Genomic DNA, 19159 nt, shown 5'->3' on the forward strand with positions numbered 1-19159 from the left:
ATGAACTAAATCCCTGAACTTCAATTAACCGAGTGAATAAAAATTTAAGTGCATACAATGTGTCCGTTTGAAAGCCAATATTAACACATGAAACAATGAAAACCCTGAAAAGCAGTGGTCGGCATAGTAATTTTGCGGCCATGAAGAAAGGAGCAACAATTGATGCGCTGGAAATAACCGGAATATCGTCGGAAGGAAAAGGTGTAGGGCGTGTAGACGGAAAAGTAGTGTTCGTGAAGGAGACCGTACCCGGGGATGTGGTAAGAGCCAGGATTGTAGGCAAGAAAAAGAAGTTTCTGGAAGCATACGCAGAGGAGCTGATTGAGAAATCAGGAGAGCGCATTGAGCCTTTTTGTGAGCACTTTGGATTATGTGGGGGATGTAAATGGCAGCATATGGGCTATGATGCACAGCTAAAATACAAGCAGGGACATGTAGAGGAGAATCTGCGAAAGCTCAGTGGATTGGACCTTCCTGATGTCATGCCCATTTTAGGCTCAGAGAAAACTTCCTTCTATCGGAATAAACTAGAGTTCACTTTTTCAAATTTCAGGTGGCTGACTAAAGAGGAGATAGAAAGCGGTGAAGAGCAAGTAAGAACAGGACTTGGTTTTCACATACCAAAGCAGTTCAGTAAAATCGTGAACATCAATAAATGTCATTTACAGCCAGACCCTTCTAATGACATTCGTTTGAAGGTGAAAGCTTTCGCAGATCAGCATCAGATTTCATTCTATGACGTAAAAAAGCAGGAAGGATTTCTAAGAAATCTGGTCATCCGAACAGCTTCAACAGGTGAGGTAATGGTGGTGTTGCAGGTACATTACAAGGATCAGGGGTTGATTGATTTGATAATGAACTTCATCAAACAGGAATTTCCTGAAATCACTTCACTGATGTATGTGGTGAATGAAAAGGGGAATGATTCATACAGCGATCTTGAGGTAGAGTTGTTTGCCGGAAAGGATCATATCATGGAGCAAATGGGTGATTTGAAGTTTAAGATTGGTCCTAAGTCCTTTTACCAGACTAACTCAGAGCAAGCACATGAACTTTACAAGGTAGCTGCTGATTTTGCTGATCTGAAAGGGGATGAGTTGGTTTATGATCTCTACACGGGAACCGGGACCATCGCCAATTTTGTTGCTCGTTCAGCGAAAAAAGTGGTGGGCATTGAATATGTGGAAGTCGCCATTGAGGACGCGAAGATCAATAGTGAGATCAACGGGATCACCAATACGGATTTTTATGCGGGTGATATGAAAGATTTGCTGGGCAATGAATTCATTAATACCCATGGAAAACCTGATGTGATTATTACAGATCCACCAAGGGCTGGCATGCACCCAAGAGTAACACAGCTACTTGCTGATCTGAAAGCCGATCGAATCGTTTATGTGAGCTGCAATTCTGCCACACAGGCAAGGGATTTAGAAGTGCTGGGGCAGTCGTACGATGTGGTTAAAATTCAGCCGGTAGATATGTTCCCGCAAACTGCACATGTTGAGAATGTCGTACTTTTAAAATTGAAGGAAAATGCATAACGATCCAGAACTAGATCCAAAATACTTAGGTCAGATATCCTCTGATTTTGTGAAGGTCTCCGAATCACTTAAGGAAGCTTCATATGCCATTAAACAGCAAGAGTTTTCAGAATATCCTGTTTTTGCTATGTGCAAGATTGATCAACCGATCGGACAACTACTGGTAGATAAAGGGCAAGCGGAGAATAGCTGGAAATACTTTGCTTCCATGATGGAGGAATTCACACAGCGGGGAATAATCGCAGATGAGAAGGTTTTTAAAGAAAACTATAAAGATCCGGACGAGTTTTGCTGCTTATTTGTGATTGATGAGCAGTTCACTAACTTCGTTTTTGTCCCCTATCCCATTGATTAATCTCATCTTTCCAAATAAAGTGGACAGAGGAATTTAACAACTTAACCTATTGCCAGGTCGAATACCATATAGGTATTGACAATCCCATCATTTTTTTGCAAATTGATTAGGACTTTATCACTAAAATCACCTAATCATGACACGCTTGTTCCCCGTTCTTCTGCTTATACTGTTTGGGTTTCAGAACTATGCGCAATCAACCTTTCTTGAAAGCGAACTTAGCCATGAACCCAATGTTGAAAACCTGAAGATCCTCCATCAATTGACAGATCAGTACGCCGGTAGAGATAGCACCAAAGCCTTATCATACGCTCGCCAAGCAATTGAAATGAGTGAAGAGTTAGGGGATACAAAGCTCATTGCCAGATCTTACCTTAATATGGGATATGTGTATCAGCAGAACTTTGAATATGAAGAATCAAAGGCATACATATCCAAAGCTGAAGAGGTTTATCAATCCATTAATGATTTAGATGGACTTGCACGTGTTGCCGAGATGAGGGGACTGGCAGCTGTTAAGCAAGGATATCATGCGGAGAGTTTGACATTCTTCAGGAAGGCTCTTGAAGGATTTCAAAAAGCAAATAGCCAGGAATCTATTCTAAAGTCTTTTTACCATCTTGGCTATGCTCACTATCGACTTAAAAATTTCGATTCCACAACCTACTATTACTTTCAGGTACTGCCCCATTGCGATGACAGTGTGACCCAGAATTGCATTGATGTATATAATCAGCTTGGAACTACCTACACCGAGATTAAAGAATACAAAAAAGCGAATGACTATTTAAAGCTCGCGTTGGCTGGAAGCTTAGGCAAAGGAGACACAGTATCGGCTGGGAATGCCACCATGAATATCGCAGGGAATTATTTCTTCCAGCAAAAACTGGACTCATGTGCCATTTTTCTTAACAAGGCCATTTCAATGTATGATGCGACCGGAAACAAGCAGGGTCAGGTCATAGGATTGAATAATCTATCAATCATATACGAGGAGAATGGTGAATTAGAGAATGCATTACGCACAGCCAAAGAAGCTATTCAGGCAGCCAAAACGATCAATGACAGGAACATTATAGCCGGTAGCTACCTTCAGGTGATGGATGTAAGTCGCAAACTGAAGAACATGGGTCAGTCACTCATATACAGCGACTCGGCAATCGTTCTCTTACAAGAACTCAAATCAAAATACCACTTCCAGCAATATTATCTATCTCTGTCAGAAGCATACACTGATCTCAATGATTACAAAGCAGCTCTTAAGTACAAGGACTTGTATTATGCTTACACAGACTCCATGCTAAATGAACAAAAAAACAATCAAATAGCAGAGCTGGAGACTAAATATGAGACTGAGAAAAAGGAACAGGAGATTGAGCTATTAAATACTGAAAAAGAGCTTCAAGCAGCTGTTATTAAAAACAACAGAACAAGTATTTTCATTCTTATTGCATTATTGGCAGGGCTTATTGTTATAGGTTTCTGGTTGTTCAAAAGAAATCAATACAAACAGCGTGTAATGCTGGAAAAAGAACGAACCCGGTCAAAGGAAGAGCAAATTCGAGCGGTTATTCAATCACAGGAAAAGGAGCGGAAGCGCTTTGCAATGGATCTTCATGACGACTTTGGTCAGTTAATCTCCGCACTCAAATTAAATGTGACGAATCCCAACAGCGAGACACCAGAAAAATCAGAGACCATTTTGGACACTATGTATAGCTCGCTTAAAAACATTGCTTTTGACCTGATGCCTCATACCCTCTTTCAAAAAGGCCTGGAAGAAGCCATCGATGAACTCAAAGATCAAATCAACGCTAATGGTCGACTTAAAGTAGAGTTCCAGTCTTTTGATATCAAGAATAATATCGACGATGAACAAAAAGTGGCCATCTATCGGATTATTCAGGAACTCGTTAGCAATGTCATTAAATATTCCAATGCATCTAAACTTAATATCAGCATAACAGATATTGGTCACGGAATTTCACTAATTGTGGAAGATAATGGGGATGGATTTGACTTGACTCAATTTAAAAATGGAAAAGGAAATGGTTGGAAAAACATCCACTCTCGACTGGGCCTACTTCATGGGGAAATTGAATTTGATACTTCTCCCGGCAGAAAAAATACGACCGTAATCATGGAAGTACCATACTTGAAACAAGAAGCTGAAGTAGCTTAAAGATGAAGGGACCAATTAAAATCTTGATCGTGGATGATCACCAGCTGATGATTGATGGTATCATGGAATTGTTACAAAATCATGGTAATCACCAGATTGTGGCTACATCCAACTCCGCAAAACGAGCCTTAGAAATTCTCGGAAATTCTAAAATCGATATTCTAATCTCCGACGTAAACATGCCTGAAATGAAAGGGACGGATTTTATCGTCGAAGTAAAAAAAACATATCCAGATATCGGAATTATTGCCGTAAGCATGCATCAGGAAAAGCATATTGTAAAAGATGTATTAAAGGCCGGTGCAGATAGTTATGTCCTTAAGCATTCTACTCAGAATGAGTTGATTGAAGCAGTAGAAAAAACGTTCTCGGGAGAAACATTTGTAAGTAGCGCTGTTACAAAAATGCTGGTAGACGACATCAAGTACCCTTCAATTGAAGAGCTATTGAGTGAACGAGAGCGAGAGATAATATCTCTGGTTGTAAAAGAGTATACCGGTAAACAAATAGCGGAAGAGCTCTTCATTAGCGAAAAAACCGTAGAGACACACAAGCGCAACATCTTTCGCAAAACCAGCACCTCCACACTTGTTGGACTCACCAAATTTGCGATAGAGCATCAATTAGTCTGATTTATCCCCGTAAATGATCTCCACTAAGGGAATTCCCCTAGTGGAAAATGCATAAACCCCCTGATGCATCCGGTTTTTATTCAAATCAACTTTGATATGAAAATCTTGGAAGCCTATGTCAGTACCATTAACACCACGTGAAAATGAGATCGTGCAGCTAATTCTCGATGAAAAATCTAACTCAGTCATAGCTAGTGAATTGGGAATTAGTGAACGCACGGTCGAATCCCATCGAAAGAGTATCTACTCAAAAACGGGTGTAACTAATGTGGTTGGATTGGTCAAACATGTACTTGCTGAGAAAAAATCACAATAAATCATTATTCATTTAAATCAATCATCATGAAAAAAATTATTGCTAGTCACATATTGTTGTGCATGCTTTTCCAATTGCCTGCACAGCTTCTGGAGAAAGAAAACATCATTGATCTGTCAAAAAAAGACAGTAGGTTTTCTGCGTTTTACGGCTTCCCCAATGAAGTTATCGTCAATGATCAAAATCAGCAGTTTGAGCTGGTTTATGTAAACAAGGTGAAAAGAAAGTCTATCAAAAGAAACCGACTGGTTTTTGATTATGACTTAAATCTATTATCTGATCATTCAGAAGAAATCGAAGTAAGAGGATATGACGCTAACCAAACGACCGTAAAAACTGATGCTGCTACCATGCCAGCCAACTATAAAGGCGAAGATTATACAACTACCATGCTGACACTGGGTGGATTAATGAACAACAAAATCGAAAAAACGGAAGCAACGTACAACTACAACTGGACGAGTCGCACATATGATGTTGAAACGAAGGTGATAGAAAAGGTAAAAGCCAAAGAGCTTGTGGGTAAGACCATGCAAAATCCATATGTGTTGCATTACAACAATGCTGACGGTGATTTACTTTATGTTTCTGGTACGGTAAACAAGAAAAGACTAATTGTCGATTCATATAAAGTGAATCGTATCAAGCCAAATTTAGAAAGCGAAGTAGTAGCTGAGTGGTCTTTTGATTATGCGCAAAGACATTTTTTTGGTGGATGGTTTATTACTGAAACTGGTGATGTAAACATGATCGTCATCTTCGCCAATGCTGGCGGTAAAGTATACAAGCCTAAAGTGAATCAAGCACCAAACCCAAATGAATGGACCTATGTCCGTCTTTCTCCAAAAGGTGAATTGATGAATAAAGCCACATTTAAAACCAAAGCCAACAACTGGCAGATCCTAGGTGCTTACGAAAAGGATGGGTCCGTATATGTTTATGGGCCAGGAGAATCTAAAGATGTGAACGAAAAGCATCAGGATATTTTGGCTGCTATTGGAACTGGCAAACAAGATGTTTTCCAAATCCTTAAAGTGACTGACGACAAGGTGGATTTTGTTGCGGGTCCAACATTGGATGAGATTAATCAACTCTCTGTGAAACCTGCTGGTCAGAAAAAGAAAGTTGAATATGATGGCAAGCGTGTAGCATTTGGCAATCTAAATATTGCTCCTAATGGAGATATTTTCATCAACGCGCAGGATTGGAGCCTGGACGCCAGATCAACAAAACCACTTTATAAAAGCTTGTTAATGTTCCAATTTGCCGCTGATGGTACTTTCAAGCGGCTCTATGGAATTGAATCGCAAAAAGAAAAAGCAGGAATCGGTGGTGCAATAGATCCGGATACTGACCCACGGTTTTTTCAAGATCAAGGACAGATTTTCACAGGACCCAATGGCAATATGTTTTGGAATACCTTCACAGTAAATCAGATAAATAAATACGTAAGCAAATGGACGGAAGGGAGTATCGAATATACCCAAACGACTATTGTTAAACGATTTACTGGTGCCATTGCCAAGTTCGATCCTGAGTCCGGAACACTGGAGGATTACCAAAAATTAGGTGATGAAAAGTTCCTGCTTTACGCCATTCCATCGGAAGGTATACCCTCAATTTCAATTGATGGAGGAAAGAAAAAAATCTTTCTGGGATACGGCTCAACTAAAGATACAAAAAATCAGATCTGGTTAGGGAAACTCGATCCTGCTAAGCTTTGATCGAAGAAAGATTTAAAGTACGAATCGTGGTGATTCTATTTTAACTGAGAGACTGCCTGGAAAGGCAGTCTTTTTAATATTTAATGAAATCCAATTCAGTAAATTTTCTCCAACCCTTACATTTAAGGTTTGAGGATAACCATGGATGATCAAAGAGAAGTTTTCAGATCTAATAATATTATGATTTTGGTGCCCGGCGCATTTTTCGGAACAGCTCTAATACTGCGAAATAGTGAGTCCGATATCTTGATTTGGGTCTTGCTTCTTATCGGACTGATCACTACGATAGCGGTGGTTAGGAGCTTCACGACCATCTCGATATCTAATGGGCAGGTCAGCATCAAAAACTTTCGTAAAAGTCAATCGGTGCGAAAAGAAACCATTGAAAAGTATCTGCGAACCGTTTCAAACGCTAAGGGAATTGAAACGGTGGTGTGGACACTACACCTGAAAGAGGGAGCACCACTATCCATCTCAAGCGACTTAATCAAAGACAAGGAGGGCCTAAAGCAGGCGATGGATTCATTTTTAAAAGGTGTACCAAAGAAGTCCTAGACTATGACTTCTTCAAATGCCGCTTCATCAATTTAGCCTCCACATCTTTCAATTTCAACTTCCTATTTTTAAGAGCAAATTGAATTCAAAAGGCCAACAATAACTGTCGGCCTTTTGAGTATTTCTATTTTACAGAATTTTTATTCAAATACCAATTCTCCAGCGTCAGCAACTTCACCTACCACAACTTCAATTCCATCAGCTGAAACAGTATCAGTTGCGTTGATCGCGACCACATTGTAGGTATTAGCTTCAAGTGCACTGATTAAGAAAAGTCCATCTGCATCACTGTAGGTTGATACACTGTCGTCATTGACAATGGCATAAACAACTACTCCGTCTTCAGCAGGTGAAATACTACCTGAGATAGCTCCGGTTTGTGCTTCCATATTTGCTCTGATAACCGGCTTTAATTTGAACTCACCATTTCCTGTTTCTACGATTGACTTTGCTGCATCAAAATCCAGGATAAGCTTGTAAGTGACACCTGCTAGCAAGTCCTGATTGATTTTGATTTTTAATCCTGATTCCGATCCCGAGGGAATGGTTAAATCTACGGATTCACCACCGATAACCAAAGAGTTGTTATCACCAAGAACTAGCCTAACCTCCCCCAATCTCCCAGCTGGGATGTCTGTATCTGCCAAAACTGCCTCAGTTCCATTGACCAAATCCAAAAGGTTCATCACCTGCGGATCGAAATCGCTTACATCCGTCCAGCCAGTATCAAGTTTAACATTGACTTCCTGGACATCCACATTCACTTGGTCGTACTCAGCAGGAGCATCAACCAGCACTACCTGAAGTCGCGCGTTTTCAGGATCATCGCTACCGCATGAAGCAAGGAAAATGATCGATAATACAGTTAAAAGATAATATTTCATGTTTTTGATTATAGCTGTTGAATAATTTATCATAACTCAAAATTACAATTTAATCTCAATATTATTCAATTTTAAATTAAACATTCGATCAAAAGAAAGTAGCGTTCGATCAGTGCTTCTTCAAATGCCGCTCCATCAATTTAGCCTCTACATCCTCCAGTTTTAATCCCTGATCTTCGAGCAAGACCAAAAAATGATATAGCAAATCAGAAGACTCCTCAATCAGCAAATCTTTCTTGTTATCCATCGCTTCCAGAATCACTTCTGTTGCTTCCTCACCTACTTTCTGAGCAATTTTCTTGGTTCCTTTTTGGAAAAGGTCCGCAGTATACGATTTCTCGGATGGGTTGGCTTTTCTTGATTGGATCACCCCTTGTAATTCGTGAAGGAAACCAGCAGGTTCTTTTTCCCCAAAGCAAGTGTAGGTACCCTTGTGACACGTGTCTCCTTCAGGAATCACTTTGATCAAGTAGGTGTCGTTATCGCAATCTTCCTGAATACTAACCACATTTAAGAAGTTCCCGGAAGTCTCGCCTTTTGTCCAAAGTCGCTCCTTTGATCGACTATAGAAAGTCACTTTTCCTTCTGTTTTAGTTTTTGCGAATGACTCATCATTCATGTAGCCAAGCATTAGCACCTGGTTGGATTGTGCATGTTGGATGATGGCGGGAACTAGCTGTTGGCTGTTGGCTGATAGCTGTTGACTCATATTTTCTATATTCTAACTTCTATATTCTGTTTACTCAATTCTTTCTTTAAATCAGGAATAGGGATCTCACCAAAGTGAAACACGCTGGCTGCCAAAGCACCTGTGGCTTTCGTTTTCTCAAACACCTCAGCAAAGTGCTCGCTAGTGCCCGCACCACCTGATGCAATTACTGGGATATTCAGATCGCTTGCAAGCTTATTTGTTAACTCTATTGCAAAACCAGCTTTTGTTCCATCATGCTGCATAGAGGTAAGTAATATTTCACCAGCACCTAGTCCTTCTACTTTCTTTGCCCACTCAAATACATCGATCTCGGTAGCTTCTCTTCCTCCTTTTACAAACACTTTCCATTCACCATCTACCAGACCTGCGTCTATCGCCACCACTAGAAACTGACTTCCAAACTCATGAGCGATTTCATAAACCAGCTCCGGTCTTTTAACCGCAGCAGAATTAACACTGACTTTGTCTGCACCCGCTTTAACTAAGACTGCTGCATCCTCGACAGAAGAAATACCACCACCCACAGTAAAGGGAATGTTGATTTCGTGTGCGATTTCCTCAACGAGGGCTGCAAAGGTCTTTCTTCCTTCCACTGTTGCAGTTATGTCTAGAAACACTAACTCGTCAGCACCTTCTTTTACATAGCGCTTCGCCAGCTCAATTGGGTCACCCGCATTTCGGATATCTACAAAGTTGACACCTTTGACGGTTTGTCCGTCTTTGATGTCTAAGCACGGTATGATTCGCTTCTTGAGAGTCATTCGATTAATTGGATTTTAAGATTTTTTCGATTTGTTCAAACTCCTCCTTGTAGTGCCTATTGAAGCAACAATGATTGATAGAATTTCATTTGCCTCGTTCCATAAGGGATCTATAGATGATTGACTGTCAGGTTTCAACTCTTTAATTAATTCTAAAAAAAACATGCATTCATCGCATTCTTCTTCCACAATTTTGAGCTTATTAATAAAATCCTTTCCTGACTTTGCCCTGCAGGCCGCTCGATAGTTAGCTCCAACAGAACTGGAAGCCCTAATGAGTTGATTCGCATACGCTCTAAGCAATGAATCAGGGTATATGATTTTGCAAAAAAGGGCAATGTCAACCCCGAATTTCAAGGTTCGTTTTTTCAATTTATCAGCAGTCATAATATCATTGATTTATTAATCGAATAATTCTTTCAAATCACCTAATCGAATAAATCCTTCATAAATCGCTTTCCCTACAATCGCTCCTTCGAGTCCCTGTTCTTTCAATTTCACCAAATCATCTATGTTTGACACGCCACCACTAGCAATCAGTTTCAAATCCGGCAGCTTCTCAAGAATGGACTGATATAAATCAAACGAAGGTCCTTCCAGCATGCCATCCTTAGAGATGTCTGTAGAAATCACATATTCAATTCCTTTCGTTACATAGTCTTGAATGAAACTTTCAATTTCAAGGTCAGATTCCTCCTGCCAACCGGATACAGCTATCTTTCCATCCATAGCATCTGCACCCAGGATGATTTTTTCGGCACCATAAGCTGTGATCCATGAAGTAAATTTTACGGGCTCCTTCACAGCGATACTTCCTCCGGTGATTTGCTGTGCACCACTTTCAAAAGCAATGCGCAGATCTTCATCTGACTTGATGCCTCCTCCAAAATCTATTTTCAGCTGTGTTTTTGATGCCAGTTTCTCCAAAACTTTCCAGTTGACAATGTGTTTGGCTTTCGCACCATCGAGATCAACCAGATGTAAATACTGAAGCCCTGCATCTTCAAATTGCTGAGCAACCTCAAGCGGGTCTTCATTGTAAATTTTTTTTGTGTCGTAATCACCTTTGGATAGGCGCACGCACTTTCCTTCGATGATGTCTATGGCTGGTATTATTCGCATGATTCAATTTTTAGATTGAAAGATTTTAGATTTTTTCGATTTTTCATTAAGCAGCTCATTAAAACTAAAATCGTAAATCAAGAAAATTCTTCAATAACATTTGCCCCACATCCGCTGACTTCTCTGGATGAAATTGCACTCCAAAGAAGTTATCCTTTTGTAATGCTGATGTAAATGGCACCAGGTACTCCGTTTCACCTATCGTATCCTCTCCTACTTCAGCATAGTAACTATGCACAAAGTACATGTTACTCTCATTAGTTAGTCCTTCAAATAGCGGTCCTTCTACTTTAGTAAAATCATTCCAACCCATATGTGGCACAATTCCCTTTGGAGGAAACTTACGAACGTTCTCCTTGAAAATACCCAAACACCTGGTGTCCTTTTCCTCCGAATGTGCGCACATCAATTGCATGCCTAAGCAAATACCCAGAAAAGGCTGCTCCAATGAAATAATGACTTCATCCAGTCCTCTTTCCTTCAAGTAACTCATAGCTGTCCCGGCCTCTCCCACACCAGGAAAAATAACTTTTTCAGCAGCTCTCAATGTATCAGGATCATCTGTGATCACAGACTCAACACCAATGTGGTCAAGTGCATTTTTCACTGATCGGATATTGCCCGCATTGTATTTTACTATAGCTATCAATTGTCAATTATTAATTGTTCATTATCAATTCTAAAGAACTCCCTTCGTACTCGGCATCACTCCACTGTCATCTTTTCTCACAGCCATTTTAATGGCACGGGTGAATGCCTTGAATATCGACTCGATTTTGTGATGGTCATTCTCACCTTCCGCTTTCACATTTAGATTACATCTTGCTGTATCTGAAAATGACTTAAAGAAGTGAGAAACCATCTCTGTTGGCATTTCTCCCACATGTGTCGCATCAAAAGTTGCATCCCACTCCAGCCACGGTCGGCCACCAAAATCGATCGCAACCTGTGCTAGACAATCATCCATTGGGAGCAGGAAACCGTATCTCTCTATTCCTTTACGATCCTTAAGTGCATCATTAAAAGCGGTACCTAAGGCAAGTGCTGTATCCTCAATAGTGTGATGTGTATCGATTTCAATATCCCCTTCTACCTCTACATATAATCCGATAGCGCCATGTCTTGCTATCTGATCCAGCATGTGATCGAAAAATGCTACTCCAGTAGATATGGACGTATTAGACGGATCATCAAGATTGACTTCAATCTTAATTTTTGTCTCTGAGGTAGCACGAACGCATCGGCCAATTCTGCCTGTTTCCTCATAATTTTCTTTTTTGAGAGCAGCAATGAGTCGTTGATTTTCAGATGGCGTTCCAATCGTGATTCGTAAAGTATCTGGCACCTGACCGGATCGATCACGAACCACAATGCCTTTTGCCTTCAGGTCTGCATAGGTTTTTTGAGCATCTTCAAAAGCAACTAATAGAAAGTTGGCATCCGAAGGGTAGATCTTTTTCACTGAAGGAATGTCCTTCAATGTTTGCTCCATTTTTTCTCGCTCTTCAATCAAGATAGAAACCTGTTTCTTGATCAGCTCAGGCCTATTCAGCACATCAATCGCTTTTTCTTGCGTTAATGTATTGACGTTGTAAGGCGGTTTGATTTTGTTTAATACATCAATCACTTCTGAAGACCCAAGCCCGACACCTAATCTTGCCCCGGCAAGTCCCATCGATTTTGAAAAGGTTTGGAGAATGAATAAGTTGGAGATGTCTTGTTGCACAAGGCTTTCTCCTCCGAAATCGATGTATGCCTCATCTACAACCACTAGGCCTGAGAATGCTGCAGTGATGGAAAGGATGGTTTCTTTGTTGATGCAATTTCCCGTTGGGTTGTTGGGTGAGCAGATCCATATTAGCTTCAAGTTCTCATCAGTAAGTTTTGGTTGTAGCTTTTCAAAGTCTATTTGAAAATCTTCAGTCAGAGACTCTTCGATCACCTCCACATTATTTACATCAGCTGCTACTTTGTACATGCCAAAGGTTGGAGGGAAGACCATGACTTTGTCCTGATCCGGCTCACAAAAAGCACGAATGAGCAAGTCTATCAACTCATCGCTTCCATTGCCGAAGATTAATCGAGGGATCTCCACATTCCGATACTTAGCGATAGCTGCTTTCAAGGCACTCAATGTTCCATCCGGATAGCGATTTAAACCAAAACCAAATGGGTTTTCGTTGGCATCCAAGGATACTTCAGCAACGCCATCAAACTCGTCCCTCGCACTGGAGTAGGGCTTGAGTTTCTTGACGTTTTCGCGTGTTATTTTATTTATGTTGAACATGTCATTTCAATTTATTGAATTGTGGATTGTAGATTTTTTTCGATTGAATTGTAAATCGAATCAATCTAAAATTCCTCAATCTTTTAATCGTTTAAGTCTCAAACTCACCGCATTCTTGTGGGCGTACAGCTGCTCTGCTTCGGCCATTTTTTCAATAGCCGGTCCAAGATTTTGTATCCCCTCATTAGATAATTTTTGAAACGTAATCTTTTTCACAAAGCTATCAAGAGAAACCCCACTATAGTTTCTTGCATATCCATTGGTAGGTAGGGTATGATTGGTGCCGCTGGCGTAATCTCCAGCACTCTCACAGCTCCAGTTGCCTAGAAATACACTTCCGGCAATCGTAATCTGCTCACCTAGTTCTTCGGCATTTTCGGTAGCGATTATTAAGTGTTCAGGAGCATATGCATTACTAAAGGCCACTGCCTCATTTAAATCTTTCACTAGAATCGATTGACTGTTTTTCAGTGCCTTTAATGCAATATCTTTTCTTGGCAAGTCTATGACCTGTTTTGTGATTTCATCATTCACCTCCGAAATGAGCTTTTCAGAATCACTGACTAAAACCACCTGGCTGTCCGGTCCGTGCTCTGCTTGAGATAACAGGTCAGCTGCGACAAATTCAGGATATGCTGTGTCGTCAGCTATCACCAAAACCTCACTGGGTCCTGCAGGCATATCTATTGCTACACCGTAATTCTGAGCAAGTTGTTTGGCAGCCGTCACATATTGATTTCCAGGACCGAAGATCTTGTCTACTTTCGGAATGGTTTCCGTACCAAAAGTCATGGCCGCCACTGCCTGAGCGCCTCCGGTCAAATAGATTTTTTCAATTCCTAATAGCTGACACGTCCAGTCAATAACTTCGTTAAGTTTTCCATTTTTTGTAGGTGGAGTACAAACAACAATGTTTTTGCATCCTGCAATTTTAGCAGGGATTGCCAGCATTAGTAGCGTAGAAAACAATGGAGCAGATCCTCCCGGTATGTAAAGTCCAACATTTTGAATCGCTACACTTTTGCGCCAGCAGCTGACCCCTTCCATGGTATCTACTTTGAGCACATCTTCTTTCTGCGAAAGGTGGAACGTTTCAATGTTCTTCCCTGCAATCTTTATTGCCTCTGCTAGCTTCTCATCTATTTCAAATGATTGATCATTTAGGTTAATCTCTAGCGTATCTAACTCAACGCCATCAAACTTTTTCCCCATTTCAAGAAGAGCCTCATCTCCTCTCTCTCTTACATCGGCTAAAATGCCTTTTACCGTGTTTTCCAACTCTGAAATATCAAAGGTTGGTCGCGTGCAGAGCGATAGCCATTGAGATGTTTGTGGGTATTTTATTGTTTTCATTTTTCCTCCCCCTTTATCCCCCTCCAGAAGGGGAAATTGGATTTTTAAACTATCATTTTTTCTATCGGACAAACTAAAATGCCTTCAGCTCCCTTTTCTTTTAGCTGGTCGATGACTTCCCAGAAATCATCCTCTTTGATTACACTATGCACGCTGCTCCATCCTTCATCCGCAAGTGGCAGTACGGTAGGGCTTCTCATTCCTGGCAACAAGGAAATAATCTCCTTCAGTTTATCGTTCGGTGCATTGAGCAAAATGTATTTGTTCTGCTTCGCCGATTTTGCCGCCTCGATTCTGAAAAGTAGTTTATCTAGTAATCCTTTCTGTTCGGAGCTGAGATTTCGATTGGAAATTAAAAGAGCTTCACTTCGCAGCACCACTTCCACTTCTTTCAGACCATTAGCCAATAGTGTGCTGCCGGTACTCACAATATCGAATATGCCCTCAGCTAAACCAATGCCCGGGGCTATTTCTACACTACCGCTGATTTCCTCGATGGTGGCATTGATTCCTTTTTCTTCTAAGAACTTTCGCAGAATTACCGGATAGCTGGTTGCAATTTTCTTGCCTTCAAACCACTCAATGCCGTTATACTTTTCTTCTCTTCGAACGGCCAGTGAAAGTCGGCATTTGGAAAACCCAGGACGGTTAATGATATCAACCTGTTCATCTTTTTCCAGAAATTCATTTTCGCCAACGATTCCAATATCAGCAACACCCTCTGCTACATATTGCGGAATATCATCATCTCTGAGGTAGAATACTTCCAAAGGAAAATTGGAAGCCGTAGACATTAACTTGCCACCATTGTTGATTTTGATTCCGCACTCTTTGAGCAGGCCCATGCTTTTCTCGTTGAGTCTACCACTCTTTTGTATAGCTATTTTCAGTACTTGATTCATTTTAGTTTGGTTTTACCTCCCCTAATCCCCTCCAAAGGGGGGATTGTTTGGTGGAATGATATTTTTTTATTGGTTCAATTGTAGTTTATCTGATTCTCATTCTCATTAAATTCCTGTCACGTAGTGACCAACAAAAAAGGCCCGACGGTAATCCGACGGGCCTTAGTGTTTATTTTATAAAACTACAGCATCATCTTCTTACCTCTTCGGTGAAGTGGGTATGATGTGTATGATGATGTAGTTGTTGCGTTCTCATTTCTGATTGCAAATATAGATCGAAAATTTAATTATCAATTATCCTGCAAATTTCTCACTCACAGCATCCCAGTTGATCACATTAAAGAATGCATTGATGTAGTCTGGTCTTCTGTTTTGATAATTTAGGTAATAGGCATGTTCCCATACATCCAAACCTAGAATTGGAGTGCCTGAGCATCCGGCATCCGGCATCAAAGGATTGTCCTGATTTGGGGTTGAGCAAACTTCTAATGAGCCGTCATCTTTTTTGCAAAGCCATGCCCAACCACTACCAAATCGTGTAGCTGCAGCATTACTGAATGCTTCTTTGAATTTATCAAAAGATCCAAAAGCTGAATTTATTGCATCGGCAAGTGCTCCTGATGGCTCCCCGCCACCGTTTGGAGCCATCACTTCCCAAAATAGTGAGTGGTTCCAGTGGCCACCACCATTATTTCTAACCGCACCATTATCAGAATGATTTTTCACCAAATCTTCCAAAGATTTCCCGGCAAGATCAGTTCCTTCAATAGCGGCATTTAACTTTGATACATACCCTGCGTGGTGCTTACCATGATGTATTTCCATGGTTTTTGCATCAATGTGTGGTTCTAATGCATCGTGTGCATAGGGTAGGTTTGGTAATTCAAAAGCCATAATTATGTGATTTATTTTAGGTTCTAAAAAATGATTTGTGAAGATAACAAGGATGAGTGATGTTTAGTTGCCTCTGAGCTTTTTAAAAAAATCTTTAATTAAAAGTTCACTTTCATTTGCCATTACTCCCAGCTTCAAATCCGTCTTTGGATGAATGATGTCTTTACTATAATTGGAGAATCCTCTTTCCTTATCAAGAGCACCTATAACTATTCGGCCAATTTGAGTCCAGAAAAGTCCACCAGCACACATACTGCAGGGCTCCAGTGTCACAAACAAGGCACATTCATTGAGGTATTTAGATCCTAAATGATTCTGAGCAGCTGTTATTGCCAGCATTTCTGCATGTGCAGTTGCATCATTGAGTCGCTCTACCCGATTATGATCTTTGGCAATAATTCTATTTTCACAAACTACTACTGCACCAATGGGTACTTCACCCTCTTCAGCAGCTTTTTCAGCCTCATTTAGGGCTTGCTTCATGAAATGTTCGTCACTGTAAATACTAAGACCCATTATTTCTCCTTCACATTAACACTATTCATGATTTCATTTGCAATGGACTGCCACTGACTCATTAACCGTGCCTTACAGGCAAAATTGAATAGTAAAACCTGGTCATTATATGAGGTGTATTGAATGTATGTATAGTTTCGGGAAGACGTATTGGAAAAAGCGTTTTCACTGCTCAGTAAGGAGACAAATTCAAAAACAACAAACTTTTTTCCGTTTACCTCTTTAATCTCATCCTGAATAAACTCAACCTCATTAAACATGCTGAGGATGCTGGCTTTATAAAAGTCATGGATCATTTGTTCATCACCATCCATCCACTGCATAGGGTTCCAGTTCACCCCAAAGTTTATCTCTCCATCTATGGAAGCATGCATGGCCAGTGGCTCACGCGATGAAACATACTTTTCAATACGATCACCTTTGCTCATGAGAGTAAAGGATTCTGGCACCATATATGAAATTTCATCATTGACTTTATGGGTGATCATTTTCGTTTGAGCAGCCAATAAAAGAGGTAATGAGAGAAGACTTAAAAAAAGGTATTGTTTCATGACCTCAAAGCTATAAAGTAGATCGCTATTTTCAGCTGAGAAGCCTACCTTTGCGCCTCATTTGATTTAAACGGAAGAAATTTTATGCTACGCACACATACTTGTGGAGAATTACGATCGGAACATGTTGGGAATACCGTTACGCTAACCGGCTGGGTACAAAAACAACGAGATAAAGGAGGCGTGGTATGGATAGATCTTAGGGATCGATACGGAATTTCTCAGCTTATTTTTGAAGAGGGAGTCACAGAGCAGGCCATCATTGATCAGGCTAAGAAAGTGGGTCGGGAGTTTGTTGTAAAAGCCACAGGAGAGGTTGTAGAGCGTTATTCAAAGAACGATAAGATGCCGACGGGTGATATTGAGATTCGAGTAAATGAGTTTCAGGTTCTAAATGGCTCTAAAGTTCCTCCTTTTACAATCGAGGACGAGACCGATGGAGGAGAAGATCTTCGTATGAAATATCGCTATCTCGATATTCGTAGAAATCCGGTGAGAGAAAAGCTGCAGCTTCGACACACTATGATGCAGAAGGTGCGCGAGTATTTAAATAAAGAGGCATTCGTTGAGGTAGAAACTCCTTATCTCATCAAATCCACACCAGAAGGGGCCCGTGATTTTGTAGTGCCTTCTCGCATGAATGAAAATGAATTTTATGCATTGCCTCAATCGCCACAAACATTTAAACAGCTTTTGATGGTAGCAGGCATGGATCGTTACTTTCAGATCGTGAAGTGTTTCCGTGATGAGGATCTGAGAGCAGACCGTCAGCCTGAGTTTACTCAGATTGACTGTGAAATGGCTTTTGTGGAGCAGGAAGATGTGCTTCAGACTTTTGAAGGCATGACCAAGTTCCTTTATAAAGAAATTAAAGGCATTGAGTTGGGTGATTTCCAGCGAATAAGCTATGATGAAGCCATGACTAAGTACGGTTCTGATAAACCTGACCTGCGATTTGGAATGGAGTTCTGTGAGCTGAATGACCTTGCTCAGGGCAAGGGGTTTGTGGTATTTGATAGTGCCGAACTGGTTGTCGGGATTAATGCGGAAGGATGTGCAGATTATTCCAGAAAGCAACTAGATGCTTTAACCGATTTTGTGAAAAAACCACAGATTGGAGCCAAGGGGCTTGTCTATGTGAAACACAACGAAGACGGTTCTTTCAAATCATCTGTAGATAAATTCTTTGATCAGGAAGCACTTAAAGGTTGGGCTGAGAAGTTTAGTACCAAGCCCGGTGACCTGATGTTGATTCTGGCAGGAGAAACCAATCAAACAAGAAAAGCACTCAATGAGCTTCGACTTGAGATGGGCGAACGTCTTGGGTTGAGAGATAAAAATAAAGTAGCAGCTGCATGGGTATTGGATTTTCCATTGCTGGAATGGGATGAAGAAACCCAGCGATATCATGCAATGCACCACCCATTTACTGCTCCAAAACCAGAAGATGTTGACAAACTAGACTCAGATCCGGGAGCTATCAGGGCAAATGCTTACGATATGGTTATCAATGGAGTGGAAGCAGGTGGCGGATCTATTCGTATTCATGATCGGGAGCTTCAGGCTAAAATGTTTGAGGTTTTAGGGTTCAGTAAAGAGGAAGCTGAAGAGCAGTTTGGCTTTTTGATGGGTGCTTTCGAATATGGCGCTCCACCACATGGAGGTATCGCGTATGGATTTGATAGAATGTGTGCAATCATGGCTGGAGAGCAAAGTATCCGTGATTTTATCGCATTTCCTAAGAACAATTCAGGACGAGATGTCATGATCGATTCGCCAAGCAAGATATCCCAAGATCAGCTGGATGAACTTGGGTTGAAATTGGTAGAACCTAAAAACAGTAGTATTTAGTACTTTTTTACTAACTTT

The 19159-nt window shown here is 40.7% G+C and carries 20 protein-coding genes; 8 read left to right on the forward strand and 12 right to left on the reverse strand.

The features are described 5' to 3' along the window. Positions 1–95: 95 nt before the first annotated feature. From rlmD to ACXAH9_RS02095, 7 genes are all read left to right on the forward strand, one after another. Positions 96–1544 (forward strand): 23S rRNA (uracil(1939)-C(5))-methyltransferase RlmD, encoded by a 1449-nt coding sequence (rlmD, locus tag ACXAH9_RS02065; RefSeq protein WP_474893223.1) that lies wholly within the window; start codon positions 96–98, stop codon positions 1542–1544. Continuing rightward, positions 1537–1899, forward strand: a complete 363-nt coding sequence (locus tag ACXAH9_RS02070; RefSeq protein WP_474893224.1) for a hypothetical protein — start codon at positions 1537–1539, stop codon at positions 1897–1899. The genes rlmD and ACXAH9_RS02070 overlap by 8 nt, the downstream gene beginning before the upstream one ends. Positions 1900–2035: 136 nt before the next feature. Next, the gene (locus ACXAH9_RS02075) at positions 2036–4081 is read left to right on the forward strand and encodes a tetratricopeptide repeat-containing sensor histidine kinase (RefSeq protein WP_474893225.1); all 2046 of its coding nucleotides are present in this window, start codon (positions 2036–2038) and stop codon (positions 4079–4081) included. 2 nt (positions 4082–4083) lie between these two features. Continuing rightward, positions 4084–4713 (forward strand): response regulator, encoded by a 630-nt coding sequence (locus ACXAH9_RS02080; RefSeq protein ID WP_474893226.1) that lies wholly within the window; start codon positions 4084–4086, stop codon positions 4711–4713. A 115-nt stretch (positions 4714–4828) separates the two neighbouring features. Further along, a complete protein-coding gene (locus tag ACXAH9_RS02085; protein ID WP_474893227.1) occupies positions 4829–5029 on the forward strand; it encodes a LuxR C-terminal-related transcriptional regulator in 201 nt (66 codons plus the stop codon). A 26-nt stretch (positions 5030–5055) separates the two neighbouring features. Then, entirely contained in the window at positions 5056–6753 is a 1698-nt protein-coding gene (locus ACXAH9_RS02090; RefSeq protein WP_474893228.1) for a hypothetical protein, read from the forward strand. 141 nt (positions 6754–6894) lie between these two features. Continuing rightward, complete coding sequence (locus ACXAH9_RS02095; RefSeq protein WP_474893229.1) at positions 6895–7308, forward strand: hypothetical protein; 414 nt, start codon at positions 6895–6897, stop codon at positions 7306–7308. Between the two features lie 140 nt (positions 7309–7448). Here the strand turns inward: ACXAH9_RS02095 and ACXAH9_RS02100 are convergent, their stop codons facing one another. From ACXAH9_RS02100 to ACXAH9_RS02155, 12 genes are all read right to left on the reverse strand, one after another. After that, positions 7449–8192 (reverse strand): DUF4382 domain-containing protein, encoded by a 744-nt coding sequence (locus tag ACXAH9_RS02100; protein WP_474893230.1) that lies wholly within the window; start codon positions 8190–8192, stop codon positions 7449–7451. Between the two features lie 109 nt (positions 8193–8301). Next, positions 8302–8901 carry a bifunctional phosphoribosyl-AMP cyclohydrolase/phosphoribosyl-ATP diphosphatase HisIE gene (gene hisIE / locus ACXAH9_RS02105; protein WP_474893231.1) on the reverse strand — a complete coding sequence of 200 codons (600 nt, stop codon included), beginning with the start codon at positions 8899–8901 and terminating at the stop codon, positions 8302–8304. A gap of 5 nt (positions 8902–8906) precedes the next feature. Further along, positions 8907–9665, reverse strand: coding sequence for an imidazole glycerol phosphate synthase subunit HisF (gene hisF, locus ACXAH9_RS02110; protein ID WP_474893232.1), 759 nt, complete (start codon positions 9663–9665; stop codon positions 8907–8909). 15 nt (positions 9666–9680) lie between these two features. Further along, positions 9681–10052 carry a four helix bundle protein gene (locus ACXAH9_RS02115; RefSeq protein WP_474893233.1) on the reverse strand — a complete coding sequence of 124 codons (372 nt, stop codon included), beginning with the start codon at positions 10050–10052 and terminating at the stop codon, positions 9681–9683. Between the two features lie 15 nt (positions 10053–10067). After that, a complete protein-coding gene (gene hisA / locus ACXAH9_RS02120; protein WP_474893234.1) occupies positions 10068–10787 on the reverse strand; it encodes a 1-(5-phosphoribosyl)-5-[(5-phosphoribosylamino)methylideneamino]imidazole-4-carboxamide isomerase in 720 nt (239 codons plus the stop codon). Between the two features lie 64 nt (positions 10788–10851). Next, on the reverse strand, positions 10852–11436 hold the full coding sequence (gene hisH / locus ACXAH9_RS02125; protein ID WP_474893235.1) for an imidazole glycerol phosphate synthase subunit HisH: 585 nt from the start codon (positions 11434–11436) through the stop codon (positions 10852–10854). A gap of 30 nt (positions 11437–11466) precedes the next feature. Then, entirely contained in the window at positions 11467–13074 is a 1608-nt protein-coding gene (hisC, locus tag ACXAH9_RS02130) for a histidinol-phosphate transaminase (protein WP_474893236.1), read from the reverse strand. 75 nt (positions 13075–13149) lie between these two features. Further along, entirely contained in the window at positions 13150–14427 is a 1278-nt protein-coding gene (gene hisD / locus ACXAH9_RS02135; protein ID WP_474893237.1) for a histidinol dehydrogenase, read from the reverse strand. Between the two features lie 44 nt (positions 14428–14471). After that, positions 14472–15329 carry an ATP phosphoribosyltransferase gene (hisG, locus tag ACXAH9_RS02140; protein ID WP_474893238.1) on the reverse strand — a complete coding sequence of 286 codons (858 nt, stop codon included), beginning with the start codon at positions 15327–15329 and terminating at the stop codon, positions 14472–14474. A 294-nt stretch (positions 15330–15623) separates the two neighbouring features. After that, the gene (locus ACXAH9_RS02145) at positions 15624–16223 is read right to left on the reverse strand and encodes a superoxide dismutase (RefSeq protein ID WP_474893239.1); all 600 of its coding nucleotides are present in this window, start codon (positions 16221–16223) and stop codon (positions 15624–15626) included. A gap of 63 nt (positions 16224–16286) precedes the next feature. After that, positions 16287–16739, reverse strand: coding sequence for a nucleoside deaminase (locus ACXAH9_RS02150; protein WP_474893240.1), 453 nt, complete (start codon positions 16737–16739; stop codon positions 16287–16289). Further along, on the reverse strand, positions 16739–17290 hold the full coding sequence (locus ACXAH9_RS02155; RefSeq protein WP_474893241.1) for a hypothetical protein: 552 nt from the start codon (positions 17288–17290) through the stop codon (positions 16739–16741). The genes ACXAH9_RS02150 and ACXAH9_RS02155 overlap by 1 nt, the downstream gene beginning before the upstream one ends. Before the next feature lie 84 nt (positions 17291–17374). Here ACXAH9_RS02155 and aspS point away from each other — a divergent pair, with 84 nt between their 5' ends. Beyond that, positions 17375–19141: an aspartate--tRNA ligase gene (gene aspS / locus ACXAH9_RS02160; RefSeq protein ID WP_474893242.1), complete on the forward strand. Its 1767-nt coding sequence runs from the start codon at positions 17375–17377 to the stop codon at positions 19139–19141. Positions 19142–19159 lie beyond the last annotated feature (18 nt).

This window comes from Ekhidna sp. ABH4_415, from assembly GCF_056161305.1.